The organism is Rhizobium sp. M10 (assembly GCF_002531955.1).
GTDB classification, from domain to species: domain Bacteria; phylum Pseudomonadota; class Alphaproteobacteria; order Rhizobiales; family Rhizobiaceae; genus Rhizobium; species Rhizobium etli_C.
In genome coordinates, this window is record NZ_NWTA01000002.1 from 426859 (window position 1) to 450713 (window position 23855).

At 61.1% G+C, this 23855-nt stretch carries 25 protein-coding genes and 1 pseudogene; 12 read left to right on the forward strand and 14 right to left on the reverse strand.

Going from position 1 to position 23855, the window contains the following annotated elements; all coding sequences use genetic code 11:
- Window positions 1-66: 66 nt before the first annotated feature.
- Together CO671_RS03810 and CO671_RS03815 are read left to right on the forward strand one after the other, a co-directional pair.
- Complete coding sequence (locus CO671_RS03810; RefSeq protein ID WP_097604574.1) at window positions 67-336, forward strand: type II toxin-antitoxin system ParD family antitoxin; 270 nt, start codon at window positions 67-69, stop codon at window positions 334-336.
- On the forward strand, window positions 333-647 hold the full coding sequence (locus tag CO671_RS03815; RefSeq protein ID WP_097604576.1) for a type II toxin-antitoxin system RelE/ParE family toxin: 315 nt from the start codon (window positions 333-335) through the stop codon (window positions 645-647). Before CO671_RS03810 ends, CO671_RS03815 begins: the two co-directional genes overlap by 4 nt.
- A gap of 36 nt (window positions 648-683) precedes the next feature.
- On the opposite strand, the gene CO671_RS03820 is transcribed toward CO671_RS03815, so the two are convergent.
- Window positions 684-914 (reverse strand): CopG family transcriptional regulator, encoded by a 231-nt coding sequence (locus CO671_RS03820; RefSeq protein WP_097578977.1) that lies wholly within the window; start codon window positions 912-914, stop codon window positions 684-686.
- 161 nt (window positions 915-1075) lie between these two features.
- Here CO671_RS03820 and CO671_RS03825 point away from each other — a divergent pair, with 161 nt between their 5' ends.
- The gene (locus tag CO671_RS03825) at window positions 1076-2989 is read left to right on the forward strand and encodes an ABC transporter ATP-binding protein (protein ID WP_097604579.1); all 1914 of its coding nucleotides are present in this window, start codon (window positions 1076-1078) and stop codon (window positions 2987-2989) included.
- On the opposite strand, the gene CO671_RS03830 is transcribed toward CO671_RS03825, so the two are convergent.
- Window positions 2945-3877, reverse strand: coding sequence for an endonuclease/exonuclease/phosphatase family protein (locus CO671_RS03830; RefSeq protein ID WP_097604582.1), 933 nt, complete (start codon window positions 3875-3877; stop codon window positions 2945-2947). The genes CO671_RS03825 and CO671_RS03830 overlap by 45 nt on opposite strands.
- 286 nt (window positions 3878-4163) lie before the next feature.
- Between CO671_RS03830 and petA the strand changes: the two genes are divergently transcribed.
- From petA to CO671_RS03850, 4 genes are all read left to right on the forward strand, one after another.
- Window positions 4164-4742: a ubiquinol-cytochrome c reductase iron-sulfur subunit gene (gene petA / locus CO671_RS03835; RefSeq protein WP_010030308.1), complete on the forward strand. Its 579-nt coding sequence runs from the start codon at window positions 4164-4166 to the stop codon at window positions 4740-4742.
- Between the two features lie 14 nt (window positions 4743-4756).
- Window positions 4757-6037 (forward strand): cytochrome b N-terminal domain-containing protein, encoded by a 1281-nt coding sequence (locus CO671_RS03840; RefSeq protein WP_097578575.1) that lies wholly within the window; start codon window positions 4757-4759, stop codon window positions 6035-6037.
- Window positions 6038-6062: 25 nt separating this feature from the next.
- Window positions 6063-6944, forward strand: coding sequence for a cytochrome c1 (locus CO671_RS03845; protein ID WP_097604585.1), 882 nt, complete (start codon window positions 6063-6065; stop codon window positions 6942-6944).
- Window positions 6945-7207: 263 nt separating this feature from the next.
- On the forward strand, window positions 7208-7750 hold the full coding sequence (locus CO671_RS03850) for an adenine phosphoribosyltransferase (protein WP_097578578.1): 543 nt from the start codon (window positions 7208-7210) through the stop codon (window positions 7748-7750).
- A gap of 23 nt (window positions 7751-7773) precedes the next feature.
- Here CO671_RS03850 and CO671_RS03855 read toward each other — a convergent pair whose 3' ends face one another.
- Window positions 7774-8241 carry a MaoC family dehydratase gene (locus CO671_RS03855; protein ID WP_097604587.1) on the reverse strand — a complete coding sequence of 156 codons (468 nt, stop codon included), beginning with the start codon at window positions 8239-8241 and terminating at the stop codon, window positions 7774-7776.
- Window positions 8238-8726, reverse strand: coding sequence for a MaoC family dehydratase (locus CO671_RS03860; RefSeq protein WP_097604589.1), 489 nt, complete (start codon window positions 8724-8726; stop codon window positions 8238-8240). Before CO671_RS03860 ends, CO671_RS03855 begins: the two co-directional genes overlap by 4 nt.
- 194 nt (window positions 8727-8920) lie before the next feature.
- On the opposite strand from CO671_RS03860, the gene CO671_RS03865 reads away from it, so the two are divergent.
- Window positions 8921-10000, forward strand: a complete 1080-nt coding sequence (locus tag CO671_RS03865; RefSeq protein ID WP_097604592.1) for a hypothetical protein — start codon at window positions 8921-8923, stop codon at window positions 9998-10000.
- 19 nt (window positions 10001-10019) lie between these two features.
- Here CO671_RS03865 and ychF read toward each other — a convergent pair whose 3' ends face one another.
- A complete protein-coding gene (gene ychF, locus CO671_RS03870; protein WP_010031314.1) occupies window positions 10020-11123 on the reverse strand; it encodes a redox-regulated ATPase YchF in 1104 nt (367 codons plus the stop codon).
- A gap of 153 nt (window positions 11124-11276) precedes the next feature.
- On the opposite strand from ychF, the gene CO671_RS03875 reads away from it, so the two are divergent.
- The 3 genes from CO671_RS03875 (at window position 11277) to clpS (ending at window position 12345) form a co-directional block, all read left to right on the forward strand.
- Window positions 11277-11555: an AbrB/MazE/SpoVT family DNA-binding domain-containing protein gene (locus CO671_RS03875; protein WP_097605064.1), complete on the forward strand. Its 279-nt coding sequence runs from the start codon at window positions 11277-11279 to the stop codon at window positions 11553-11555.
- The gene (locus CO671_RS03880) at window positions 11545-11943 is read left to right on the forward strand and encodes a type II toxin-antitoxin system VapC family toxin (protein ID WP_097604594.1); all 399 of its coding nucleotides are present in this window, start codon (window positions 11545-11547) and stop codon (window positions 11941-11943) included. The genes CO671_RS03875 and CO671_RS03880 overlap by 11 nt, the downstream gene beginning before the upstream one ends.
- A gap of 90 nt (window positions 11944-12033) precedes the next feature.
- Entirely contained in the window at window positions 12034-12345 is a 312-nt protein-coding gene (clpS, locus tag CO671_RS03885) for an ATP-dependent Clp protease adapter ClpS (RefSeq protein WP_004680128.1), read from the forward strand.
- Window positions 12346-12351: 6 nt separating this feature from the next.
- On the opposite strand, the gene CO671_RS03890 is transcribed toward clpS, so the two are convergent.
- The 5 genes and pseudogenes from CO671_RS03890 to CO671_RS03910 all read right to left on the reverse strand — a co-directional run bounded on the left by CO671_RS03890 (window position 12352) and on the right by CO671_RS03910 (window position 17553).
- Window positions 12352-12813, reverse strand: a complete 462-nt coding sequence (locus CO671_RS03890) for a GNAT family N-acetyltransferase (RefSeq protein ID WP_097604597.1) — start codon at window positions 12811-12813, stop codon at window positions 12352-12354.
- Window positions 12810-13541, reverse strand: coding sequence for an aminoacyl-tRNA hydrolase (gene pth, locus CO671_RS03895; protein ID WP_097604600.1), 732 nt, complete (start codon window positions 13539-13541; stop codon window positions 12810-12812). Before pth ends, CO671_RS03890 begins: the two co-directional genes overlap by 4 nt.
- 77 nt (window positions 13542-13618) lie before the next feature.
- Window positions 13619-14332 carry a transporter substrate-binding domain-containing protein gene (locus CO671_RS03900; RefSeq protein WP_097604603.1) on the reverse strand — a complete coding sequence of 238 codons (714 nt, stop codon included), beginning with the start codon at window positions 14330-14332 and terminating at the stop codon, window positions 13619-13621.
- A gap of 24 nt (window positions 14333-14356) precedes the next feature.
- Window positions 14357-16709, reverse strand: a pseudogene (locus CO671_RS03905) (EAL domain-containing protein).
- 235 nt (window positions 16710-16944) lie between these two features.
- Entirely contained in the window at window positions 16945-17553 is a 609-nt protein-coding gene (locus CO671_RS03910; RefSeq protein WP_097604606.1) for a 50S ribosomal protein L25/general stress protein Ctc, read from the reverse strand.
- Window positions 17554-17960: 407 nt separating this feature from the next.
- On the opposite strand from CO671_RS03910, the gene CO671_RS03915 reads away from it, so the two are divergent.
- Window positions 17961-19511, forward strand: a complete 1551-nt coding sequence (locus CO671_RS03915; protein ID WP_097604609.1) for a hypothetical protein — start codon at window positions 17961-17963, stop codon at window positions 19509-19511.
- Between the two features lie 375 nt (window positions 19512-19886).
- On the opposite strand, the gene CO671_RS03925 is transcribed toward CO671_RS03915, so the two are convergent.
- The 4 genes from CO671_RS03925 to pgeF form a co-directional block, all read right to left on the reverse strand.
- Entirely contained in the window at window positions 19887-20819 is a 933-nt protein-coding gene (locus CO671_RS03925) for a ribose-phosphate pyrophosphokinase (RefSeq protein WP_010035373.1), read from the reverse strand.
- 105 nt (window positions 20820-20924) lie between these two features.
- Window positions 20925-21743 (reverse strand): hypothetical protein, encoded by an 819-nt coding sequence (locus CO671_RS03930; RefSeq protein ID WP_097604614.1) that lies wholly within the window; start codon window positions 21741-21743, stop codon window positions 20925-20927.
- A 102-nt stretch (window positions 21744-21845) separates the two neighbouring features.
- Window positions 21846-22997 (reverse strand): Xaa-Pro peptidase family protein, encoded by a 1152-nt coding sequence (locus tag CO671_RS03935; RefSeq protein ID WP_010035367.1) that lies wholly within the window; start codon window positions 22995-22997, stop codon window positions 21846-21848.
- 5 nt (window positions 22998-23002) lie between these two features.
- Entirely contained in the window at window positions 23003-23797 is a 795-nt protein-coding gene (pgeF, locus tag CO671_RS03940; protein ID WP_097604617.1) for a peptidoglycan editing factor PgeF, read from the reverse strand.
- Window positions 23798-23855: the final 58 nt, after the last annotated feature.

The window sequence follows — 23855 nt, forward strand, 5'->3', positions numbered from 1 at the left end:
TCGTAACAGTTGAGAACAGTTAAGAACCTATGGTACATTTCCTGATCTCAGCTGGGAATTTTGTTTATGGCGACCGTGACGATCTCATTGCCTGACAGCCTCAAGGCTTTTGTCGAAAGCCAGATGGCCAGCAAGGGCTATGGCAATGTCAGTGAATATTTCCGGGGCCTCGTTCGGGATGCGCAGGAGCGCGAAAACGAGGCCCGCCTCGAGGCTTTGCTGCTTGAGGGCCTCGCATCGGGTGATGCGGTTGAAGCAACGCCCGCATTCTGGAGTGACCTGAGAAAAGAAGCCGCACAGTTGTTGGCAGCGCGGAGCAAGAAGAAGTCGCCATGAAGCTTGCCGTCAAACCGGCAGCTCGAGACGACATGCTGTTGCAGCTCTCCTATCTTGCGGAGCATGGCGGAGAGCAACTCGGTCTGCGTTTTCTGCAGGCCGCCGAGCAGTCTTTCGTGCGTCTTCTCGAATATCCGAATTCCGGCACGCCCAAGGCATTCGGCAATTCAAGACTGGCAGGCATAAGATCGTGGCCCGTTCCGGGTTTCGAGGATATTCGCGCTTATTATACTGTAGAAAATGAATTGGTTACGATCTTGCGCGTTCTGCACGGCCGGCGAGATATTGTCGCTATTCTCGGCGAGAATTGATGCCCACTGGCGACGATACCGCGCTTGCCCTCCGTTTCAAAGGCTGTCGGCCCAGTCGATCACCCGGTCGTGTTCGACGACGACGATGGTGTTGGCGGCCGCGAGCGTGCGCAGCGTGGCGATGCGGCGGCGTTCCTCGCTGTCGAGCCATGTGGTGATGGCTTCGGCGACGATCACGTCGCGCGGCAGTGCCAAGTCGGCGGCCAGGGCATCCAACCTTGCTGCGAGCGGAAGCGGAATATGCGCATCGAGCATTTTCGTTTCCATGGCCTTCCCTCCGTTGAAGCGCGATCCTATCGTCAGATTGTGACCGATCGGCGGGCAATCAATGGCGATGCCGCCGATGTTACCGATCATTACAAAAATATAAGATTGCGTCCGCTTTTCATTCCCTTTGCCGCTCCCCACAATCCGCCTATATCGCTTCCATGTTCCTGCGACCCATCTTCCGCCTGTTCGAGACCTGGATCGATCCGTTCCGCCCGCGCGCCAACCTTCAGCCGCCGCAGACAACGCTCGGCTTCATCTGGTTCTATATCGGCCAGACGAGGATGCCGTTCATCGCCATGCTCATACTCGGCGGCGCATCGGCGGCAATCGAAGCCGCACTTTTCTGGTTCGTCGGACGCCTCGTCGATATTCTCGCCAGCATTACGCCCGGCGCCGGCTGGAGCGGTCTTCTTGCGGCCCATGGCGGCGAGCTGTTCGGCATGCTCGCTCTCATCGGGCTCGTGCGCTTCGTCGTCGCCTTTCTGATTGCCCTCGTCGATCAGCAGGTGATCACGCCGGGCTTCTACAATCTAGCACGTTGGCAATCTTATCTCCACGTCTCAAGACAATCATTGTCCTTCTTCCAGAGCGATTTCTCCGGACGCATCGTCACCAAGGTCTGGTCAGCCGGCCAGGCAACCGGCGATCTCGTGACCTCGCTGATGGAAAGCGTCTGGTTCGTCGGAATTTACGCCGTGACGACGCTTGTGCTCGTCGCCCGGCTGGATTTTTCGCTCGCCGCCGTCGTGCTGTTCTGGCTCGGCGCCTTCAGCCTGCTTGCCCGTCACTTCGTCCCGCGGATCCGCCATCATTCCCGCGAGACGGCGGAAGCCGGATCGATGCTGAACGGCCGGATGGTCGACTCCTATAGCAATATGCAGACGCTGAAGCTGTTTGCCCGCGACGAAGAGAGCGACCGCTACATGCGCCAGGGTTTCGATATCTATCAGGATACGGTGCTGCGCTTCACGCGATTCATCACCGGCGTCAGGGCCTCGATGGCGTTGCTTTCCGGCCTGATGATCGTGACGATGGCCGGCTTGAGCGTCGATCTCTGGCTGCGCGGCCTGGTCAGCGCCGGCGCGGTGGCATTCTCGCTGGCGCTGGTGCTCCGGCTGAATTTCCTGCTCGGGCGGCTGATGACGCAGTTCAACGGCATCATGCGCAATCTCGGCACCATCCAGAATGCCGCCGAGCTGATCTCCCAGCCGCTCGGGCTTGTCGATCGCGCCGATGCGAAGAGCCTGGTGATCCGCCGGCCCGGCATTCGTTTCGACAATGTTTCCTTCCGCTACGGCAAGGGGCAGGAGCCGGTCGTCGACAATTTCTCGCTGACCATCCGCCCCGGCGAGAAGGTCGGGATCGTCGGCCGTTCGGGCGCTGGAAAATCGACGCTGATGAACCTGCTGCTGCGCCTCTACGACCTCCAAGAGGGTCGCATCCTCATCGACGGCCAGGATATATCGGCCGTGACGCAGGAATCGCTCCGGACGCAGATCGGCGTCGTCAGCCAGGATACGTCGCTGCTGCATCGTTCGGTGCGCGACAATATCCTGTTCGGCCGGCCGGATGCCGGCGAGGAGCGGCTGGTCGAGGCGGCCCGGCGCGCTGAAGCCATCGACTTCATCGTCCGCCTGCAGGATCAGCAGGGCCGCAGAGGCTTCGACGCGCATGTCGGCGAGCGCGGCGTCAAATTGTCGGGCGGCCAGCGGCAGCGCATTGCCATTGCCCGGGTGATGCTGAAGGACGCTCCGATTCTGGTTCTCGACGAAGCGACGTCGGCGCTCGATTCGGAAGTGGAGGAAGCGATCCAGTCCAATCTCCATCGGATCATGGAGGGCAAGACCGTGCTTGCGATCGCCCACCGGCTGTCGACGATCGCTGCGCTCGACCGGCTGATCGTCGTCGATCGCGGCCGGATCATTGAGGAGGGCAGCCACGATGAACTGCTTCGCCAAGGCGGGCTCTATGCCGAACTCTGGGCGCGCCAGTCCGGCGGCTTCCTCGCGGCGGACGAGGATCTCGGCTCAGGGGGCGATGGCGAATTCCGCCATGAGGCCAAAATGATTTGATCCGTAGCTGTCGGCGATGCGGCGGACCGATTTCAGCCGCAGGGGCGCCCTCGCAAAGACGTGGTCGATCGGAATGCCGAAGGCGCCGGCGGCGATCGGCCAGGTTGCGGGTTCCAGCGACACGGTGGCGAAGCCTTCTCTGCGCAAAAGGTCCTGTACGCCCGGCGTCAGGATAGAGGAGTTGAAATCGCCGGCCAGCACCAGCGGTCCCGGCAGGGTGGGGGCGATCGCGGCGAGATCCTCGAGCTCCAGACCGTAGAACTCGTCATAATAGGGTTTGGTCAGATGCGCGGTCAGGAAATTGACTTTGCGACCGTCGAAATCAACCGTCGAGATCGTCAGCCGGTTGCGCCACAGCAGGCCGAGACTGCGGATGCGCGGCTCGATGAGCGGGCGCTTCGACAGGACCAGCGTATCGCATTCCTGCATGCCGATGCCGCAGCCGACATAATAGGGATAGGTTTTCAGAAGCCGCGGCAGTTCCGACAGAACCGGCTCGGCCTCGAGGATGTTGACGACATCGGCGCCTGAGGCAATCGCCATGTCGGCGATCGCGGCACCGTTTGCGAAATTATCGTTTTCGATATTGAAGGACATCAGCCGGAAAAGAACCGGGCGGTTTCCATCGACGGCGGGCTGGACAAATTCACGGGTCATCACGATGCCATGGACGGCAAGAGCCAGTGATATGCCGAGCGTCAGCAGGCCGTACCAATGGCGCTTGACAAGCAGGGCCGCGAGGGAGGCGAGCGCCGCGGCCGCTGCCAGATGGAGCTGGAAGCTGAAAAAGAAGGAAAGCAGATAAAAATCGGTGACATACCGCAATGAGACGATGGCCAGCACCAGGGTCGTGAGGACGCTGAATACGCAAAAAATCGTGTCTCTCATCCGCTTCGGTCCGGCTCGCTGGCGTGATTGCGACTGCGCCTATCACGGCGGCTTTTTTGTTGCAATGCAGCATGCCGGCAAGCTCGTATTTGACTTAAAAAATTCATCCGAAATTTCCCGCGACATTGTGCCCTCATCCCCTTGTCAAGGCTGGACATAATTTGCGATCAAGCTTAGAACGCGCCGGATTGCCGGGGAATCTATGGCCGAATTGTGTCCAGAGGGATTCGTTGGTAGAGGGGGCAGGGCGGAATTCCGCGATAATTGCGCAGAGGATGGTTAAGCCGTGAGCGAACACGAAACGACAAGCGGGGCTTCGACAGAGCCCACTCGCCGTGATTTCCTTTATCTCACCACCGGTATGGCTGGCGCTGTCGGCGCCGCTGCGGTTGCGTGGCCGTTCATCGATCAGATGCGCCCGGACGCCTCGACGCTGGCGCTGGCTTCCATCGAAGTCGATGTCGCAAGCCTCGAGCCCGGCATGTCTTTGACGGTGAAATGGCGCGGCAAGCCGATCTTCATCCGCAACCGCACGCCGGAAGAAGTAAAAGCCGCAGCCGATGTTCCGCTCGGCGATCTCAAGGATCCGGTGGCCCGCAACGCAAACCTTCCTGCCGACGCTCAGGCAACAGGCGTCGACCGCTCTGGCGGCGAAGGCAAGGAAAACTGGATCGTCATGGTCGGTACCTGCACCCATCTCGGTTGCGTTCCGCTCGGCCAGGCCGGCGAATACAATGGTTGGTTCTGTCCCTGCCATGGCTCGGTCTACGATACGGCCGGCCGCATCCGGAAGGGTCCTGCGCCCGAGAACCTGGCGATTCCGACCTTTTCATTTGTGTCCGATACCAAAATCAAGATCGGTTGAGGGGAGACTGATTCATGAGTGGCCATTCCAGCTACGAACCATCAACCGGCTTCGAAAAATGGGTCGATGCGCGCCTGCCGCTGCCGCGCATGGTCTATGACAGCTTCGTGGCATATCCGGTTCCGAGAAACCTGAACTATGCCTATACGTTCGGCGCCATGCTCTCCGTCATGCTGGTCGTGCAGATCCTGACGGGCATCGTGCTCGCCATGCATTACACCGCCGACACCGCGATCGCCTTCAATTCCGTTGAAAAGATCATGCGCGACGTCAACCACGGCTGGCTGCTGCGCTACCTGCATGCCAACGGCGCATCCTTCTTCTTCGTCGCCGTCTACCTGCATATCGCCCGCGGCCTCTATTACGGTTCCTACAAGGCGCCGCGCGAAATCCTCTGGATCCTCGGCGTGGTCATCTACCTGCTGATGATGGCGACCGGCTTCATGGGCTACGTCCTGCCCTGGGGCCAGATGTCCTTCTGGGGCGCGACCGTCATCACCGGCTTCTTCTCGGCCTTCCCGATGATCGGTGAATCGCTCCAGCAGTTCCTGCTCGGCGGCTTTGCCGTCGAACAGCCGACGCTGAACCGCTTCTTCTCGCTGCACTACCTGCTGCCCTTCATGATCGCCGGCGTCGTCGTCCTGCACATCTGGGCGCTGCACGTCACCGGCCAGACGAACCCGACGGGTGTCGAGGTCAAAACCAAGACCGATACCGTGCGCTTCACGCCCTATGCGACGATGAAGGATGCGCTCGGCGTTTCGGTCTTCCTGCTGGTCTATGCCTATTTCGTCTTCTACATGCCGAACTTCCTCGGCCATGCCGACAACTACATCCCGGCCGACCCGTTGAAGACGCCGGCGCACATCGTTCCGGAATGGTACTTCCTGCCGTTCTACGCGATGCTGCGTTCGATCACCTTCAACATCGGCCCGATCGACTCCAAGCTCGGCGGCGTGCTGGTGATGTTCGGCGCGATCATCGTGCTGTTCTTCCTGCCCTGGCTCGATACGTCGAAGGTTCGCTCGGCGGTCTACCGTCCCTGGTACAAGCTGTTCTTCTGGCTGTTTGTGATCAACGCGATCATCCTCGGCTGGCTCGGCTCACAGCCGGCGGAAGGCAGCTTCGTGATCGTTTCGCAGATCTGCACGCTCCTCTACTTCGCCTTCTTCCTGGTTGCCATGCCGGTGCTCGGCCTCGTCGAGACGCCGCGCCGCATACCGAACTCGATCACCGAAGCGGTGCTCGAGAAGCGCAACAAGACAGCTGCCGCCAGTGCAGCGGCCAATGCGTAAGCGCGCGACGGAAGGGAACAGAAACATGAAAACGCTTGTTGCAAGCATTCTCTCGCTCGCTGTCGTTGCCGGTCTCAGCGGCGCGGCTCTGGCCGAGGAGGCGCCCGCCAACGGTGCGGCTCCGGCCCATCACGCGGAAGGTGAGACGCCGCATTATCCGCTGAAGCATCCGAAGGAGGAGGAATGGTCTTTCGCCGGTCCCTTCGGCCATTACGACAAGGGCCAGCTCCAGCGTGGCCTCAAGGTCTACACGGAAGTCTGTGCAGCCTGTCATTCGATGACGCTCGTGCCTTTCCGCACGCTTGGCGAACTCGGCTATTCCGAAGCACAGGTGAAGGCTTTCGCTGCGAATTATGAGGTTCAGGACGGTCCTGACGCGAGCGGCGAGATGTTTACCCGCAAGGCCGTGCCTTCCGATTACTTCCCGTCGCCTTTCCCGAATGCCGAAGCCGCGGCCGCTTCCAACAATGGCGCGGCTCCGCCCGATTTCTCGCTGATCGCCAAGGCCCGCGCCGTCACCCGCGGCTTTCCGCAGTTCGTTGTCGACATCTTCACGCAGTATCAGGAAAGCGGCCCCGACTATATCTATTCGTTGCTGACCGGCTATGAAGAGCCGCCGGCGGGTTTCCAGGTGCCGCAGGGTGGACATTACAACCCTTACTTCAATGCTGCCGCCGTCCTCGCCATGCCGAAGCCGCTCTCCGATGGCCAGGTCACCTATGACGACGGCGCACCGGCGACCGTCGACCAGTATGCCAAGGACGTCACCGCTTTCCTGATGTGGGCCGCCGAGCCGCATCTGGAGGAGCGCAAGCGCACCGGCTTCATGGTGATGATCTTCCTGGCGATCTTCAGCGTGCTGATCTACCTCACGAAGCGCTCGGTCTACGCCAACAAGGAGCATTGAGCCTTCCTTGTCCGAATTCGAAAGGCGGCTCACGGGCCGCCTTTTTTGTTGCCGGCGATTCCATTGGCTCGCTGACGCATCATCTCCGAAAGCCGCTTGTGCGCCCAGCGTCATGCGTCTCAGCGACGCCACGTCCTTTCTGACGCGCAAAGGGCGCGTAGCGCCTTGAACTGCCGGATAATTTTATCCCTAAATCGATTTCGATTTGAGGAATTATGCAGTAGGGTGCGGCCGTTTCATGCCCTCGCAGATATGGACTTTCCATGGACAATACGACGTCGGAGCTCGCAGCCAGCATCCGCTCCATCCCCGACTATCCGAAGCCCGGAATCATTTTCCGTGACATCACCACGCTGCTCGGCAATCCCCGCGCCTTCCGCAGGGCGGTCGATGAGCTCGTGCAGCCCTATGCGGGAACGAAGATCGACAAGATCGCCGGCATGGAGGCGCGCGGTTTCATTCTCGGCGGCGCTGTGGCGCATCAGCTTTCCTCGGGCTTCGTGCCGATCCGGAAGAAGGGCAAGCTGCCGCATGACACCGTTCGTATCGCCTACAGCCTGGAATATGGCGTGGACGAGATGGAGATGCATCGCGATGCGATCGAGCCCGGCGAAAAGGTGATCCTGGTCGACGATCTGATCGCCACCGGCGGCACGGCTGTCGGGGCTACGAAGCTGCTGCGTCAGATCGGCGCGGAGGTGGTCGGCGCCTGCTTCGTCATTGATCTGCCCGATCTCGGCGGCCGCCGGAAACTGGAGGAACTCGGCGTCAGCGTGCACACGCTGGTCGAATTTTCCGGACACTGAGCCCGCCCTCGCTGCTGGCGGCCTCAGTCGTACTCGAGGACGCCGCTTTCGAAGCGCATGACGGGATCGCCGTTCTGATTGACGCCTTCGCAGAGGATGGTGTTGAGGTGCCAGCCCGGCCGCGACGCGAGCGGCCGGCTGGAGAGGAGGGCGACGGAGTAGGTCACGACGTCGCCTGGGAAGATCGGCCGCAGCCACTGCAGTTTCTGGAAACCCGGCGAAGGGCCGAGGTTCGGTGCCGCCAGCCCTCTCTGCGCGAGGGCGACGCTCTGACGTTTCCAGAAGGCGAGGAAGGTGCGCATCCAGGCGGCGGTGGTGTGCCAGCCCGAAGCGCACAGTCCACCGAACAGGGTTTCTTTGGCGGCTTCCTTGTCGACGTGAAAACGCTGCGGATCGTAGCGCGTCGCGAAGTGGATGATGTTTTCCTCGGTGAAGATGTAGCTGCCGATCTCGGCCTTTTCGCCGACGGCGTAAAGTTCGGACATTCTCATGCTGTACTCTCCGGACTCATGCTGATGCCTGGGGCAGGGCGCATGCGGATCATGACCGAGTTCTCCGAGAGACAAACGAGTTCGCCGCGCTGATTTTCCACTTCGTGGCGGAACTTGGCAATGCCGATGCCGGGGCGCGAGCGCATCGGCCGGGCTTCAAGCACGGTCGAGTGACCCTGCAGCGTGTCGCCTGAAAGCACCGGCTTTCGCCATTCCATCAGATCGATGCCGGGCGCACCCTCGCAGAGCGCGTTCAGGATGTAGCTGTCGGCCATCATGCGCATCAGCATCGCGGACGTATGCCAGCCGGAGGCGGCAAGACCGCCGAGAATGCTGGCGCGGCCGGCAGCCTCGTCGAGATGCATCGGCTGCGGATCGAATTCGCTGGCGAATTCGACGATTTCCCCGGCGCTCACCAGCTTCGGGCCGAGGGGAAAGCGGCGACCGGGCTCAAAATCCTCGAAGGAAAGCTTTTCTGCCGACATTCGCTCCTCCGTCATATGCAGCGCCTAGAACAGGATGATTTTAGGTCGAATCGGCCTAAAAATCTGAATCCTGTTCTACATTAAAGAGTTAGAGCATGATGTCGCCCGAAAACCGTTCACACTTTTCGGCATCATGCTCTAGTGCTTACAATAGCATCCGCGCGGGCTCAATGATTCCGGGGAGATAAACCGGCATGACGGAACTGAAGTCGATACTCGACGAGGCGGCGCGCCAGGGGCTGATTTCGCCGGAGGCGGGCGGGCGGCTTCTGCCTTTCCTGACTGAGCGCGGCGTGGCGGTTGTCGGGCCGCAGCCGACAGCCGCCGACGGACCGGCTTGGTCGGACACGGAGACGCCGCGTTTCGTGCGCGGGTTTCACGACGTGCTGATCACCATCGGCGTCGTCGTGGCGCTCGGCGGCCTCTGGGGGCTTTCTGCACTTTATGCCGTGCTGCCCGCGATCATCGTCCTTTCGGAAATCCTGGTGCGCCGCCAGCGGCTCGCTCTGCCGGCCGTCAGCCTGGCGATCGCGCTGTTCTGCTGGACCTGCCTGCTGATGTCGCGATTCTTCCCGCCGTGGACACCGACCGCTACATCCTTCGGAGCGGAGGCGACGCAGTTCGTCGCCGGTTTCCCGATCATTCTCGGCGCCTATTATGCCCGCTACCGCGTACCGCTTTCGCTGGCGCTCTCTATCATGTCGGTGCTTGCCTTCGTCCTCACCCTGCTTTTGCGCGTGATACAGTGGGCAAGCGGCAATCCGGCATTTTTCCTCGATCATCCCATCGTGCTGGCGCAGGTTGCCCTCGTCTGCGCGCTCGGACTGTTTGCGATGGCGCTTTATTTCGATCTCGGCGACCGGCTGCGTCGGACGACGCGTTCGGATATTGCCTTCTGGCTGCACCTCGGTGCCGCGCCGGCACTGCTCTACAGCACCGTTTCCCTGCTGTCTTTCGGGGCAGACGTCCGCATCTTCGATGTCGCGAGTATGTCGTCGCGGACACCTGTCGTCGTCGCGACAGTTGCGGCGCTGATGTTGATCGGTCTCATCATCGACCGGCGCGCCTTCGTGACTTCAGGGCTGCTGTCGCTCGGCGTCGCGATCTTCAGCGTCTTCCGGCAGGGGAGCGCCACGGTCGACACCTATATCTTCACGACGCTGATTATTGTCGGAGCGATCGTATTGATCATCGGCACCGGCTGGATGCCGCTTCGGCGGCTGGTGCTCAAGGCGCTGCCGCCGGCCATCGCAAACAGGCTGCCGCCGGGTTAAGGCGGCAGCGCTCTTTTATTTAGGTGTTGAAGCGGAAGTGGATGACGTCGCCGTCCTGGACGACGTATTCCTTGCCTTCGTCGCGCGCCTTGCCGGCATCCTTGGCACCGACTTCGCCGTTGAATTTGATGTAGTCGTCATAGGCGATGGTGTTGGCGCGAATGAAGCCGCGCTCGAAATCCGAATGGATGACGCCGGCGGCCTGCGGCGCCTTGGTGCCGCGCTCGATCGTCCAGGCGCGCGTTTCCTTCGGGCCGACGGTGAAATAGGTGATGAGGTGGAGCAGCTTGTAGCCGGCGCGGATCAGCCGGTCGAGGCCGGCCTCGTCAAGGTCGAGGGCGGAAAGGAATTCCTTGGCCTCATCCTCGGGAAGCTGGGCGACCTCAGCCTCGATCGCCGCCGAGATGACGACGGTTTCGGCACCCTGTTCCCGGGCCATGGCGGCGACGGCCTCGGTGAATTCATTGCCGGTCGAAGCCTCGGCCTCGGCGACGTTGCAGACATAGAGCACCGGATGCGACGTCAGCAAGTTGAGGCCCTTGAGGATGGCGATCTCCTCGGCATCGAGCGTCGACAGCAGCGTGCGCACCGGCTTGCCCTCGTTGAGCAGCTTCAGCGACGCTTCCATGATCGGCAGCATCGCCATCGACTCCTTGTCCTTGCCGGTGGCGCGCTTGCGCGTCTGCTCGGTGCGGCGTTCCAGGCTTTCGAGGTCGGCGAGCATCAGCTCGGTCTCGATCGTCTCGGCATCGGCGACGGGATTGATGCGGCCTTCCACGTGGGTAATGTCGCTGTCTTCGAAGCAGCGCAGCACATGCACGATCGCGTCGACTTCGCGGATATTGGCGAGGAACTGGTTGCCGAGGCCTTCACCTTTCGAGGCGCCGCGCACCAGGCCGGCGATATCGACGAAGGAGATGCGGGTCGGGATCAATTCCTTGGACTTGGCGATGTCGGCAAGCTTGCGCATGCGCGGATCAGGTACGGCGACTTCGCCGGTATTCGGCTCGATGGTGCAGAAGGGATAATTCGCCGCCTGTGCCGCCGCCGTCTTGGTGAGCGCGTTGAAGAGGGTCGATTTGCCGACGTTCGGCAGACCGACGATGCCGCATTTGAAGCCCATGGCTTGATCCATATCTATTGGTAACTTTGCCCTGCCTATGCGGGAATGGTCGGCTCGGGTCAAGGGTTCGCGGTATGAATTGAAAAAGCAATGGCGCCCGGCTTGAAGGTAAGGCGATTTAGCCTTACCTTCAGAAAAAAGGACATATCGAACATGGCGACCCTGACAGTGACGGCAAAGGGGCAAGTCACCCTGAAAAAGGAGGTGCTTCAGCACCTCGGGATCAGGCCCGGCGACAAGATCGATGTCGATCTCCTGCCTGGTGGCAAAGTCGAGGTCGCTGCGGTAAAAACACCGCCGGCCGCCGGCTCGATCGAAAGCTTCTTCGGAAGCCTCAGGAACAACGAGAATATCCATGCGACGCTCGAGGAGATCGACGAGGCCATAAGAGCAGGCTGGGCAGGCGAGGTCGGCAGCGGCGATGATCGTTGATACGAATGTGCTTGTGCGGGCGGCCGTGGACGACGACCCGAAGCAAACGGAACGTGCAAGGATATTGATGCGCGAGGCCGAAAGGCTGTTCGTTTCCAGCCTGACATTTTGCGAGTTCGCCTGGGTCGTCGGCCGGATTTATCGCAAGAGCGCCTCCGAGATATCAGCGACCATCCGGCTGCTGATATCGGACAGGAAGGTCGTCTACGACAGAGCAGCTATCGAGGCTGGGTTGTCCTTCCTCGATGCCGGCGGGGATTTCGCCGATGGCGTCATCGTCTTCGAAGGCCGCAGGCTTGGCGGCGAAATATTCGCGACCTTCGACAGAAAGGCCGCCGCGATCGTCGAAAGTGCCGGGCGGGCTTGCTTGCTGCTATCGGCGGAGTGATATCCGTCATTGAACTGCCGTACCGGGGGTGCAATATATTACCGCGGATATTTTTCTGCTTTCTCATGTCATCAACCGGTAGAATTTCCGATGAGTGACAACGACGTTGCCCTGAAACCGAAGACCAAGGTGAAGCCGAAGCTGGACAAGCCGAAGCTCTACAAGGTCATCCTCGTCAACGACGATTATACGCCGCGCGAATTCGTCATCGTGATCCTGAAGGTTGTCTTCCGCATGAGCGAGGAGACCGGCTATCGGGTGATGATGACGGCGCACAAGCTCGGTTCCTGCGTGGTCGTGGTCTGCGCCAAGGACATTGCCGAGACCAAGGCCAAGGAGGGCATCGATCTTGCCAAGGAGATGGGCTTTCCGTTGATGTTCACGACCGAGCCCGAGGAATAGCCGGGCTCAGGCTCGGCGGATCTGATAGCCGGTCTTGTCCTGGATGAAGCCGCAATTCTCGTAGAAGCGAAGCGTCGCAGGATTTTTGGAGCCGGTCAGCAGCATCACCTTGTAACAGCCGGCCTTCCAGGCTTGCTCTACCGCATGGCCGATGACGGCGCCGGCATAACCCTGACGACGGTGGTCGGCGTGGGTGACGACGTTTTCGATGAGCGCATAGGAGGCGCCGCCCCGCGTCAGGTTCGGCACGACGATCTGCGTGGCGGTGGCGGCGGCGACATCGCCGGCAAAGGCAATGAAGACGGTCATGCCGGGATGGGCGAGGATGGCGGAGAAGCGCTCTTCTGCCATGGCCGTGTCAAGAACGGGATCTGTCGGGTTCAAATGGCGGTAGAGGACGGCCAGTCCCGGAAGATCGCCGGCAGTTGCGGGGCGGATGGCGAAATCATGGTCCGGCACCGGCCTCATTCCCCCTTATTGCCGAACATCTTCTTCAGCATCTCGGCCATCGGCCCGGTGGCGGGGAGTTTCGGCTGATTGCTGCTGCGGGCCTGGCGGATATGCGACTGGCCGGCCGGCTTCTTTTCGCCATCCTTGCTTTCTCGGCGCGGTTTTTCCTCCTCGGCCTGGCCGCCGAGCGCCAGCGCGATCTTGTTCATCAGCTGCGAATCCTCGTTCCGCACCAGCATCTCGGCATTGTCGGCGAGCGTGTCGAGCAGCGGTTCCAGCCAGTCCCTGTCGGCCTTGGCGAAATCGCCGAGCACATGGTTCTGCACCATTTCCTTGACGCCGGGATGGCCGATGCCGAGGCGCAGGCGCCGGTATTCCTTGCCGCAATGGGCGTCCAGCGACCTGATGCCGTTGTGGCCGCCATGGCCGCCGCCGGTCTTCAGCCGCGCCTTGCCAGCGGGAAGGTCGAGCTCGTCATAGATTGCGACAAGGTCGGCGGGCTGGAGCTTGTAAAAGCGCATCGCCTCGCCGACGGCCTCGCCGGAGAGGTTCATATAGGTCTGGGGCTTGATCAGCAGCACCTTCTCGCCGGCGAGTTCGCCTTCGGCGATCTCGCCCCTGAACTTTTTCGACCAGGGCGAAAAGCTGTGGCGCCGATGGATGGCGTCAACGGCCATGAAGCCGATATTGTGACGGTTGCCGGCGTATTTGGCGCCGGGATTGCCGAGACCCGCGATGATCAGCATGGCCTGTCTTCCTCGCTTAAGCTTTCCCGCTGTTCACCACCCGGAAAACCGCGCAATGTCAAGCGGAAAGGGCAGCATCAGTCCGACAGGTTCATGCCGTATTTCAGGAAGATCTTTTTCTGGTCGCCATCGGCGATCAGCTTGTCGAGCGCGGCCTGCATCTTGGCGCGCAGATCGTCCGGAAAGCTCTTTTCGCAGGCAATGCCCATCGGCTGGGCCGAGAGCACCGTCACCATCTCCACCGGCTGATCGGCCTTCAGCTTGTCGAAATAGAGTTCGGAGATCGGCATCATGTCGATGCGGCCGCTCAGCAGCTTGCGCAGCGTCGCGTTGAAGTCGCTGGCAACATCGAGCTTGGTGAAGCCCTTCTCCTTCAGGATCGTCTCGGTGTAATCCTCCCGCTGCGTGCCGATCGTATATTTCTTCGCCTGGTCCAGATTGCCGGCGGTGACGCCCGAGCCCTTGCGGGTGATCAGGATATTGCGATCGATCAGTAGCGGCTCGATCCATTTGAACAGCGGGTCGCGGGCGCTGTTGTGGGCGGTGGCGAAAACGCAGGTCATCGGCGCCGTGCGGGCGAGGCCGAAAGCGCGCGCCCAGGGCAAGACCTCGATCGTGTAGCCGACGCCGATCGCGGCCATCACCTTTTCGACCTGCTCGACAGTCGCGCCCTTGATCTCCTTGCCTTCGCGATAGTTGAAGGGGGCGTAATCCTCGGTCGTGAAATTGATTGTCTGCGCATGGGCGGCGCAGGGCAGCGCCAGGCATGCGAGAAGCAGGAGCTTTTTCATCGGATCATCTCCTTCGTTCTTCGTTTACGAGGCGCGCGCGACGGCCGATTGGGGGGGCCATCAGTTCCTCGATGAGCTTGGCTGCGTGCTGCGGGCGATGGAAGAGGTAGCCCTGGCCATAGTCCAGCCCCATCTGGTGGAGCGTGCGGCATTCCTCTTCGGTCTCGATGCCCTCGGCGATGACGGTGCAATTCATTTTGTGGGACAGCGTGGTGATGCCTTCGATCAGCATGCGGCTCTTCTGGCGGACGTCATCGTCGCCGTCGTTGATCGCGCGGGTGAAGGACTGGTCGATCTTGATGATATCGACAGGGAAGCGGTTGAGGTAGCTGAGCGACGAATAGCCGGTGCCGAAATCGTCGAGCGCGATGCGGCAGCCGAAGCGGCGAAGCTCCGTGACGATCATGCGGATCTCAGGGTTGTCGTGCATCAGCACGGCTTCGGTGATTTCGACGACGATGCGCTCGGGGCGGATGCCGTGGCGACCGACAATGGCGGCAAGCCGGGCCGGCAGAGCCGGCTCGAACTGCAGCGGCGAGAAATTGATGGCGAGATAGGTATCCTGCATGCCGGATATGCGGGAAATCTTGGCGAGATGGGCGATCGCCCTTTCCATGATGACATTGCCGACGCGGACGATTTTTCCTGTCTCCTCGGCGACGCTGATGATCTCGGCCGGCGGCATCAAGCCCTTCTGCGGATGGTTGAGGCGCATCAGCGCTTCAAAACCGGCAATACCGCGGCCGTTCAAGTTGACGATCGGCTGCAGGAAGGCCTCGAACCAGTTCTCGGCAAGTCCGGCTTCGATATTGGCCTCGATTTCGGCGCGGCTGCGGGCGCGGTCGAGCATGGCGTTGTCGAAGAGTTGCGCGCCATTCTTGCCGTCGCGTTTCTTGGCATACATCGCCATGTCGGATTTCTGCAGCAGTTCGGATGCGGCCGCGGCATGATGCGGGTAGATGGCGATGCCGATCGAAGCGCTCAGATGCATGTCCGGGGCAAATGGCGTTTCGAAGATCGAGGCAATCTGCTCGCACATCGCCTTGGCGCGCTTTTCGGCGTCCTTCGCCGGCAGCAGGATGGCGAATTCGTCGCCGCCGAGACGAGCCGCCTCGTCGGAGGGAGCAAGATGGGTCTTCAGGCGGTCAACCAGCTCGATCAGTGCCTTGTCGCCGGCGGCATGGCCCATATTGTCGTTGATCCACTTGAAGCGGTCGAGATCGACGAAGAGGCAGGCGAGTTCCTGGCCGGCGGCGTCTGCCGCGGCGATCTTGCTGTCGAGCACGGCTTCGAACCCCTGGCGGTTGAGAAGCCCGGTCAGGTGATCGGTGATTGCCTGGCGATGGTTGCGGTCCTCGGAAGCCTTGAGCTCGGTCACATCGGTCATGACCGACAGCGAGAGACGATCGTGAGCGCCGGCGCCGGCTTCCGATTCCATGATAAGGACGTCCATGGTGCGGCCGTCCAGGCAGACGAACTTGACGGTAACCGCCATACCGCTTTCGGCCCGGCGGCGCTTGACGAACTTGTCGCGGGTATTTGCCGTGACGAGATCGGCGAAGTTGCGGCCGATGACGGCGGCGCGATCATAGCCGGTGGCTAGCAGCCAATAGTCGCTGACGGCAGTAATGCGGTCTTCCTCGTCGAGCGAGAAGAGCATGGCGGGGGTGAGATTGTAGATATCGGTGGCGCGGCGATGGGCGAGCTTCAGCTCCTTCTCCTCGCTTTCGAGCTTGGTCTGCATCTCGTTGAAGCTGCGGGCAAGCCGTCCCATCTCGTCGTTCGACTGCCAGTCGACGTGATGGCGGGAGCCGAGCTGGCGGGTCGCCTCGATCGCCGCCGTCAGCCGCATCAGCGGCTGGATGACGAAGAAGCGGTTGCCGATCAGCGCGGTGCCGAAAACGGTCAAAACCGCGAAGATGAAGATCGAAATGAAGACGACCTCTTCCTGCTTCAGGCCGGAAAACAGGCCGAGGGCGGGATAGTAGACGCTGATGCTGCCGAGATTCTTCGGGCCATCGATGGTGTTGTAGATGATGGCGCGCGACACCTGCACGAGCTTGCCGTCGAAGGAGCGCGGAATGGTGGACTGGCTGACGTCGAGCTGGCCTGACTGGTCGCGCACTTCGACCTTGACGATGGCGCCCTGGGAAACGACCGTCGCGCTGATCTGGGTGACGCTTTCTTCATCGAGGTCCCAGAGGGGCTTTGCCAGCGCCTGGGCATTGGCGACAAGAAGAACCGAGATATGGTCGCGTATTTCCTTGTCGGCTCGCTCCGAGGAAAGAAAAAGAAAGAGAACAAAGAGAGGAGCGACAAAAACAAGCAGCGCTCCGCAAACAATCCCAAAAAACCTGTTCTCAACGGAATTGTTCATGGTTCCGTCTACTCCCCCAGACCGGCCATATTTGCTGTCGCGCCTTCGGGCCGGCTTCTTCACAGCTGACGGGGCATGCTTTCACGAATATATTAAATTTGCAGAAACGGAGGTCTTTCCGGGCAATGAAAAGCCCGCTTTCCCAGTGAACTGGCTCCTGAAAGTTGGACGACAACCTTTCAGGGGCCACTTCACGGGAAAGCGGGCCGTATGCTTTACAACTTGGTCGAAGCGATCAGGCTTCGGCTTCGCCTTCAGCGGCGGTCTCGTCGACGCCGGCAGCCGGGGCAATGATGGTCGCGATCGTGAAGTCGCGGTCGATGACCGGGGTCACGCCCTTCGGCAGGGTGAGTTCCGAAATATGGATGCTGTCGCCGATCTTCTTGCCGCTGAGGTCAACGTTGAAGAATTCCGGGATCGCGTCGGCCGGGCAATGAACTTCGACTTCGTGGCGAACGATGTTCAGAACGCCGCCGACCTTGAGCCCCTGGGACTTCTCTTCATTGATGAAGTGAACGGGGATTTCGACGCTCACCTGGGTGTTGCCGGAGACGCGCAGGAAGTCGACATGCATCGTGAAATCGCGGACCGGATCGAGCTGGTAGTCCTTCGGCAGAACCTTGTACTTCTTGCCGTCGACTTCGATCGTTGCCACGGTGGTCATGAAACCACCGGCATGAATGCGCTTCGTCACCTCATTGGTGTTGAGAGCGATGGCAATGGGGGCCTGCTTGTCACCATAGATGACAGCGGGGATCAAACCGTTGCGGCGAAGTTCACGGGCGGACCCCTTACCAACCCGTTCGCGCGCCTCGGCCTTGAGCTCGTAAGTTTCCTGGCTCATGGCTATTCCTTTCGAGGTTATTTGGAGAGTTCGTCGGCGGGCAAAAGCCTTGTTCCGTCGAACCGGAGGCGGGTTTCCCCATCCTCATCCGCGTTGCCTCCAAGGGTGTCTACACGGACCGGTGGCCTATATTATAAGTCGCTCGGAAACGCAAGTTGCGGATTCAGGCTGTTTTCGAGGGTATAGACGGTCCGCCAAACCGAGGCCATGCCTTGCATCGTAGCGGTCGTCGGGCACCGAGCGGCAAGCCCTACGAGGTGTCCGAGAGCCGAACTTCGTCTTTGCGCCGAAATGAGCGGCCGGAAGCGCAACAAAATCACCGTTCCCCGTTACGGCCTAGGTTGACATCTCAGGGCTTCCCCTCTTTGGATGCCGCATTCAAAAAGCGGCTGAGGAGAAATTTGACTATGCGTCCCAAACTTGTCACGGCAACGAGCTTGCTGGCACTTTGCCTTGTCACCACCGCCCAGGGTGTCGAGATCAACCAGAACGGCGCCAATACGCTCAGAGATAATCTGACGAAGCTGCTTCCCGAGGATCTGGCAAAGAGCGGCTTGATCGCTGTCAAGCCGGCGGGCACACGCTACGAGGTCATCTACGATCTGGCGAAGCTGCTTTCCAAAGCCGATCCGTCGAAATTCGCCATCAAGGGACTGACACCGTTCTCGACATTCGTCACCCCCCTCGACAGCGGGCTCTGGAATATCGAAGGCGACAACAAGTTCGAGGTCTCAGGCCATTTCAAAGGTCCCGACCAAAAGCCGACGGATTTCTCCTACTCCATCGCTTCGCTTGTCTATACCGGCGTCTTCGATCCCGCGATCAGCTATTTGCGCTCCGGCACCTCCACGGCCAAGGACATCAAGCTCACCAGCAAGTCTGAGACCGAGGAAGTCATTGCCAGCTTCGCCAGCATGGATCAGAAGCTGAGTTCGACGGACAGCGCGGGCGGCAACGGACGCATTGACCTCGTGGGAAGCGGCTCGGCTTCGAATTTCATCGAGCGGGTTTCCGGCGCGCAAATGCCGCCTGTCGAAATCCGTGCCGATTCGATCGACGTCGAGGCCAAGGTGAATGGCCTGCCGGCCAAGCAGATCCGCGAGATAATCTTCTTCATTCTCGATCATGCCGACGAGAAGGAGTTGAGCCCCGAAAACAGCGCCAAGGTGAAGGGAATCCTCAAGGAAGCCTTTCCGCTTCTTGCCTCGTTCAGCGAGACGATCGGAGTTAGCAATCTGACCGTCAGCACCCAGGTGGGCAATGGCGGCGTCAAGCAGTTCGGCTATAACGTGGCCATGGACGGGCCGAGCGACGCCATGCGTTTCGGCTTCGGTATGAACGCGCAAGACATCAGCCTCGACACCCCGCTGATGCCGCCGAACTATTCGGCTTTCATGCCGACCAGCTTCGATCTGCAGCTCGCCGTTCCGAATCTGGACTTCGCCAGCCTTGGCGACGCCTTGATGGCGGTGGATTTCAAGGATGAAGCGCCGGAAAAGAGCGGCGAGGAAATGGCGAAGAAGCTCTTCCGTGACGGCCGGCTCGCCGTCGAATTTCCGAAGATCAGCGCCAAGTCGGGTGTCTATGACGTCGACATGACGGGCAAGATCGAAGGTCGCGTCGATACCGAGAAGGATTATTCGATGGAGGCGACGATCCTTGCCCGGGATCTCGACAAGACGATCGCCGCGGTTCAGGAACTCGCCAAGACCGATCCCGATCTCAACCAGGTTTCCTTCGGCATCATGATGGTGAAGGGTTTCGCCAAGACCGATGCGGACGGACGCTCGCGCTGGGACATCAGCATCAGCCGCGACGGCGCGATCGCCGTCAACGGACAGGTGGTCAAGGAAGCGGACGGTCTGGATCAAGATCAAGATCAGGGGCTGGAGCCAGACCAGGAGCAGGAACCGGATCAGGGCCAGGACGCGGTGCCTGCGCCGCCGCAGCAGCCTTGAGCGTTATCAATCGGGATAGGAAAGAAAAGAGGCCGGCCTTGTGCCGGCCTCAGCTTTTTGACCACAAAAAAGCCGGCACAAAGTCGGCCTCAGACTGCCGACAAAATCAGCAAACCCCTCTTTCGTCATGTTCGGGCTTGTCCCGAACATCTGCCGTCGGTCGATAGGGCAGCAGATCCTCGGCACAAGGCCGAGGAGGACGCCGAGTAGAGAACGGAATTGCGCCTTACGTGACAAGCTTCGCCAGACGATCGGAACGACGGTTTATTCTGGGCTTTCGTTTCCAGCAATTCATGCTGCTCGGTGAGCATGCGTGGTAATAGCCTGGTCCATCTGATGCAGAAATTGAAAGAGCCGGTCGAATGCCGGCTCATTTCAGTCGAACAGGCTGGAGACGGATTCTTCCTGGCTCGTACGGCTGATGGCTTCGCCGATCAGCGGGGCGGTCGTCACGACGCGGATATTATGGGCGGACTGCACGGCCGTCGTCGGCTGGATCGAGTCGGTGATGACAAGTTCGCGCAGCTTAGACGAGGTGACACGGGTGACGGCGCCGCCCGACAGCACGCCGTGGGTGATATAAGCGGTGACGCTGGAGGCGCCCTTGGCGAGCAGCGCATCGGCCGCATTGCAGAGCGTGCCGCCGGAATCGACGATATCGTCGATCAGCAGGCAGTCCTTGCCGGTGACGTCGCCGATGATGTTCATGACTTCGGATTCACCCGGCCGGTCGCGACGCTTGTCGACGATCGACAGAAGACAGTCCAGCCGCTTGGCGAGCGCGCGGGCGCGAACGACGCCGCCGACGTCAGGCGAGACGACCATGACGTTGCTGAGGTCATAGTGGCTCTTGATGTCGCGCGTCAGGACCGGCAGCGCGTAAAGATTGTCTGTCGGGATATCGAAGAAGCCCTGGATCTGACCGGCGTGGAGATCGAGCGTCATGACGCGGTCGGCGCCAGCTTCAGTGATCAGGTTCGAGACGAGCTTGGCCGAGATCGGTGTACGGCCGGAGGCGCGGCGGTCCTGGCGGGCATAGCCGAAATAGGGAAGGACGGCCGTGATGCGGCGGGCTGACGAACGACGCATGGCGTCGATCATGATCAGCAGTTCCATCAAATGGTCGTTGGCAGGATAGGACGTGGGCTGCACGAGGAAAACGTCCTCGCCGCGAACGTTTTCCTGGATTTCCACGAAGATTTCCTGATCGGCAAACCTTCGGACACTGGCTTTCCCCAAGGGAACGTTGAGATAGTTGCAGATCGCTTCGGCGAGTTGCCGGTTCGAATTGCCTGCGAAAACCTTCATGTTGGTCCGCCTGTTATGCGCTGATAGCCGCGCTTTTTAGTCAGCTTCCCCGTGAATGCAAGGGCAAAGGCGCCACAGGCTTTGATATTTGCAAAAAGTTTGTGACTAACCGCCCTGTGCCTGCCGCCAGGAGGTGAATTCCGCCATGGTTTTCGAGGCGATCTGCTGCATCACCGAAGCCGGAACGCCCGCCCAGGGATCGGTCGCGGCCGTCGGCACGCTTTCCTGCCCCTGAATGCGGTGCAGGCGGGCGCCGCCGCTGTCGAGAATGTCCCAGACATAGACCACGGTGACCTTGCCGTCGTCGCTGAAGGCGGAGAGATAGCCTTTGAGGATGTAGTCGCTGCTCGCATCGTTCGAGCTCTTGATGGAAAGGCCGTGCGCCCGCGCCTCGGCGCCGAGCTGGCGCGAAAGCGGCGTGACGGCCTGCACCGGCGCGCCGATGATCGGCAGGAAGCGCACGGTATTGCCGCGGGCGGAAGAGGCGCCGGGCGTGAGGGCGGCGGTCTGTTGCGGCTGTGCGTCGAGCGTCTGGCCGGACTGTGCCTGAGACCCGGCACCGGCGGCCGCCGGCGGCAGCGCCTGTCCCTCGATCGGGGCGGAGGCGGCGGGCGAGGTGCTGTTCCTCGACAGGGCGTCGGCCTGTTCCTGCATCGTTGTCGGCGGGGCGCCGCTGCCCGGCCGATAGGTTCCCTGCGATTGATTATAGGCCGGATGATAGCCATTCGGCTGCGAGCCTGCGGCGAAAACCGGTTGACGTGTGCCCGCCAAACCTTCGGCCTCACGCTGGGTCACCGGGCTTGACGGCGCGCCTCCGGAGGATTCGCCGATGCCGACCTGCGGCGTCAGCGCGTCGGTGGTATTGCAGGCGGTGAGCAGGGCCATGACGAACAGGAGCGTGGGCACAGTCGCAGCTCGCGTCATCCCGTGATCCGTCCTTCCCACAATCGCATCAGCCCGCCCGAATTTATGCGGGCGGGGATGGTCGTCTGTCAATTCCGGATTCTCATCCGTCAATCCCGGGCTTCAAAGGCCGATAAAATCGAGCGGATGACGAGACAGTGCGCGCGGCGCATCCGCCGTCGTCAGATAGGTCTGTCCGAGCGTCATCGCGGTTCCCGTATCGGAATCGGCAATGATCATGTGCACGAAGAGCGACATGTTCGGCTCGATCGGCTGCGGATTGCCGACATGGAACATCTGATGCTCCATCCAGGAGGGCGAGAAGCGGGCGCCGAGCGAATAACCGCAGGCATTCAGCCGGTGGCGGGCGAGGCCGCGCTCGTCGATGATCCTGGCATGCATATCGAAGACGTCGCCGAAGGTGTGGCCGGGCTTCAGCACGGTCTCGATCGCTTCGATGGTTTCGCGGCAGGCATTGTAGAGCTCGCGATGGCGTTGCAGCGGCTCGCCGATGACGATCGTGCGCATCATGGCGGCATGATAATGCGCGTAGGCGCCGGCCCATTCGAGCGTCAGCTGGTCATTGGCGTCGAGCTTGCGGCGGCCGGCCTTGTAGCGGCAGAGCAGCGCGTCGGCCGCCGAGCCGATGATGAACTCGTTGGCGGGATAGTCGCCGCCGCCGGAAAAAATCGCTCCCTGCATGGCGGCGAGGATGTCGGCCTCGTCGGCGCCTGGTTTCGTCAGCCGGATCGCGGCGTCGAGCGCGTCGTCGGCGAGGTCTGCAGCCCGTTCGACATAGGCGACCTCGGTCGGGCTCTTGATCAGGCGAAGACGGCTGACGAGATAGGAGGCGTCGACGATCTGGCCGAAGGTGGTCAACTGCGCGTCGAGCAGGCGGGCGACGCGGCCGGTCATGCCGTGCGTATCATATTCGACGCCGATGCGGGCGCCGAGCAGATCCATCTCGACCAACAGGTTCTTCAGGTCGAGCGTCGGATCGGCATTGACCCTGTCGACCCAGATATGGATGTCCTCAAGGATCGATGTGTGCTTGGCCTGGCGAAGATCGGCCGAGCGGGTGATCAGGGCCATGGTGCCGTCGCTCTTGACGATGAGCGTCTGGAAGAAGCAGTAGCCGAAGGTGTCGTAGCCGGTCAGCCAGTACATGCTTTCCTGGGCGAAGAGCAGCAGGGCGTCGAGCTTTTCTTCCTTCATCTTCTCGGTGAGGCGCGCAAGTCGGCTTGCGAACTCGGCCTTTTCGAAGTGCAGTGCCATTCTGCTCAAGTCTCCCTGATTGATATCGCTGAAATCTGGCGGCCGTAGTCCGGCTCCTTGCGATGTGTCGTCCGGCGATAGGAAAAGAAGCGCTCGCTGTCCGGATAGGTGCAGAGGCCGAGGCCTTCGGCCCGAACGCCGGCCCGGGTCAGCCTGTCGATGGTCAGTGCCGGCAGATCGAACATAGCGTGGCCCGGCGTTGCCGAAGGCATGAAGAAGCGCTCGTAACCGGGATTTTCGGCGATGAAGCGATCGACGAATTCCGGTCCGACTTCGTAACTCTCCTGGCTGATCGAGGGGCCGAGGCAGGCCAGTATACTGCCGCGGTCGGCACCCAGGGCTTCCATGGCTGCGACAGTGTTTTCGAGCACGCCGGTCAGCGCACCCTTCCAGCCGGCATGGGCGGCGCCGATGACGCGATTTTCGGGATCGACAAAGAGGATGGGGCCGCAATCGGCGGCCAGCACGCCAAGCACAATGCCGGGGACTGCCGTCACCATCGCATCGGCATCGGGGCGAGCGCCGTCATAGTCGGCGCCGATCGTCACGACATCGGGAGAATGCACCTGATGAACGGTTGCCAGCCGCTCGATCGGCAGATCGAACCAGGCGGCGACGCGGCGGCGGTTTTCCATCACCTTGCCACGCTCGTCGCTGGAGCCGAGGCCGACATTGAGACCGCGATAGATCCCTTCGGAAACACCGCCGGCGCGGGTGAAATAACCGTGGCGGATGGCGGCGCCGGCCGCTTCGTTCAGCAGCGCGCTTTCGATCGGTGCGGGAGAGGCCGCGTCCTGCATCTGTGATTCCGGGCTTTTCGAGAGGTTTGTTATTGTCCCGAGCGCATCGCATCGGCGG

Excerpts from the sequence above, each read along its gene's own strand:
- CO671_RS03810 (WP_097604574.1), top strand. The coding sequence starts at position 67 with ATGGCGACCGTGACGATCTCATTGCCTGACAGCCTCAAGGCTTTTGTC.
- CO671_RS03815 (WP_097604576.1), top strand. The coding sequence starts at position 333 with ATGAAGCTTGCCGTCAAACCGGCAGCTCGAGACGACATGCTGTTGCAG.
- CO671_RS03820 (WP_097578977.1), bottom strand. The coding sequence starts at position 914 with ATGGAAACGAAAATGCTCGATGCGCATATTCCGCTTCCGCTCGCAGCA.
- CO671_RS03825 (WP_097604579.1), top strand. The coding sequence starts at position 1,076 with ATGTTCCTGCGACCCATCTTCCGCCTGTTCGAGACCTGGATCGATCCG.
- CO671_RS03830 (WP_097604582.1), bottom strand. The coding sequence starts at position 3,877 with ATGAGAGACACGATTTTTTGCGTATTCAGCGTCCTCACGACCCTGGTG.
- CO671_RS03840 (WP_097578575.1), top strand. The coding sequence starts at position 4,757 with ATGAGTGGCCATTCCAGCTACGAACCATCAACCGGCTTCGAAAAATGG.
- CO671_RS03845 (WP_097604585.1), top strand. The coding sequence starts at position 6,063 with ATGAAAACGCTTGTTGCAAGCATTCTCTCGCTCGCTGTCGTTGCCGGT.
- CO671_RS03850 (WP_097578578.1), top strand. The coding sequence starts at position 7,208 with ATGGACAATACGACGTCGGAGCTCGCAGCCAGCATCCGCTCCATCCCC.
- CO671_RS03855 (WP_097604587.1), bottom strand. The coding sequence starts at position 8,241 with ATGAGAATGTCCGAACTTTACGCCGTCGGCGAAAAGGCCGAGATCGGC.
- CO671_RS03860 (WP_097604589.1), bottom strand. The coding sequence starts at position 8,726 with ATGTCGGCAGAAAAGCTTTCCTTCGAGGATTTTGAGCCCGGTCGCCGC.
- CO671_RS03865 (WP_097604592.1), top strand. The coding sequence starts at position 8,921 with ATGACGGAACTGAAGTCGATACTCGACGAGGCGGCGCGCCAGGGGCTG.
- ychF (WP_010031314.1), bottom strand. The coding sequence starts at position 11,123 with ATGGGCTTCAAATGCGGCATCGTCGGTCTGCCGAACGTCGGCAAATCG.
- CO671_RS03875 (WP_097605064.1), top strand. The coding sequence starts at position 11,277 with ATGGCGACCCTGACAGTGACGGCAAAGGGGCAAGTCACCCTGAAAAAG.
- CO671_RS03880 (WP_097604594.1), top strand. The coding sequence starts at position 11,545 with ATGATCGTTGATACGAATGTGCTTGTGCGGGCGGCCGTGGACGACGAC.
- clpS (WP_004680128.1), top strand. The coding sequence starts at position 12,034 with ATGAGTGACAACGACGTTGCCCTGAAACCGAAGACCAAGGTGAAGCCG.
- CO671_RS03890 (WP_097604597.1), bottom strand. The coding sequence starts at position 12,813 with ATGAGGCCGGTGCCGGACCATGATTTCGCCATCCGCCCCGCAACTGCC.
- pth (WP_097604600.1), bottom strand. The coding sequence starts at position 13,541 with ATGCTGATCATCGCGGGTCTCGGCAATCCCGGCGCCAAATACGCCGGC.
- CO671_RS03900 (WP_097604603.1), bottom strand. The coding sequence starts at position 14,332 with ATGAAAAAGCTCCTGCTTCTCGCATGCCTGGCGCTGCCCTGCGCCGCC.
- CO671_RS03910 (WP_097604606.1), bottom strand. The coding sequence starts at position 17,553 with ATGAGCCAGGAAACTTACGAGCTCAAGGCCGAGGCGCGCGAACGGGTT.
- CO671_RS03915 (WP_097604609.1), top strand. The coding sequence starts at position 17,961 with ATGCGTCCCAAACTTGTCACGGCAACGAGCTTGCTGGCACTTTGCCTT.
- CO671_RS03925 (WP_010035373.1), bottom strand. The coding sequence starts at position 20,819 with ATGAAGGTTTTCGCAGGCAATTCGAACCGGCAACTCGCCGAAGCGATC.
- CO671_RS03930 (WP_097604614.1), bottom strand. The coding sequence starts at position 21,743 with ATGACGCGAGCTGCGACTGTGCCCACGCTCCTGTTCGTCATGGCCCTG.
- CO671_RS03935 (WP_010035367.1), bottom strand. The coding sequence starts at position 22,997 with ATGGCACTGCACTTCGAAAAGGCCGAGTTCGCAAGCCGACTTGCGCGC.
- pgeF (WP_097604617.1), bottom strand. The coding sequence starts at position 23,797 with ATGCAGGACGCGGCCTCTCCCGCACCGATCGAAAGCGCGCTGCTGAAC.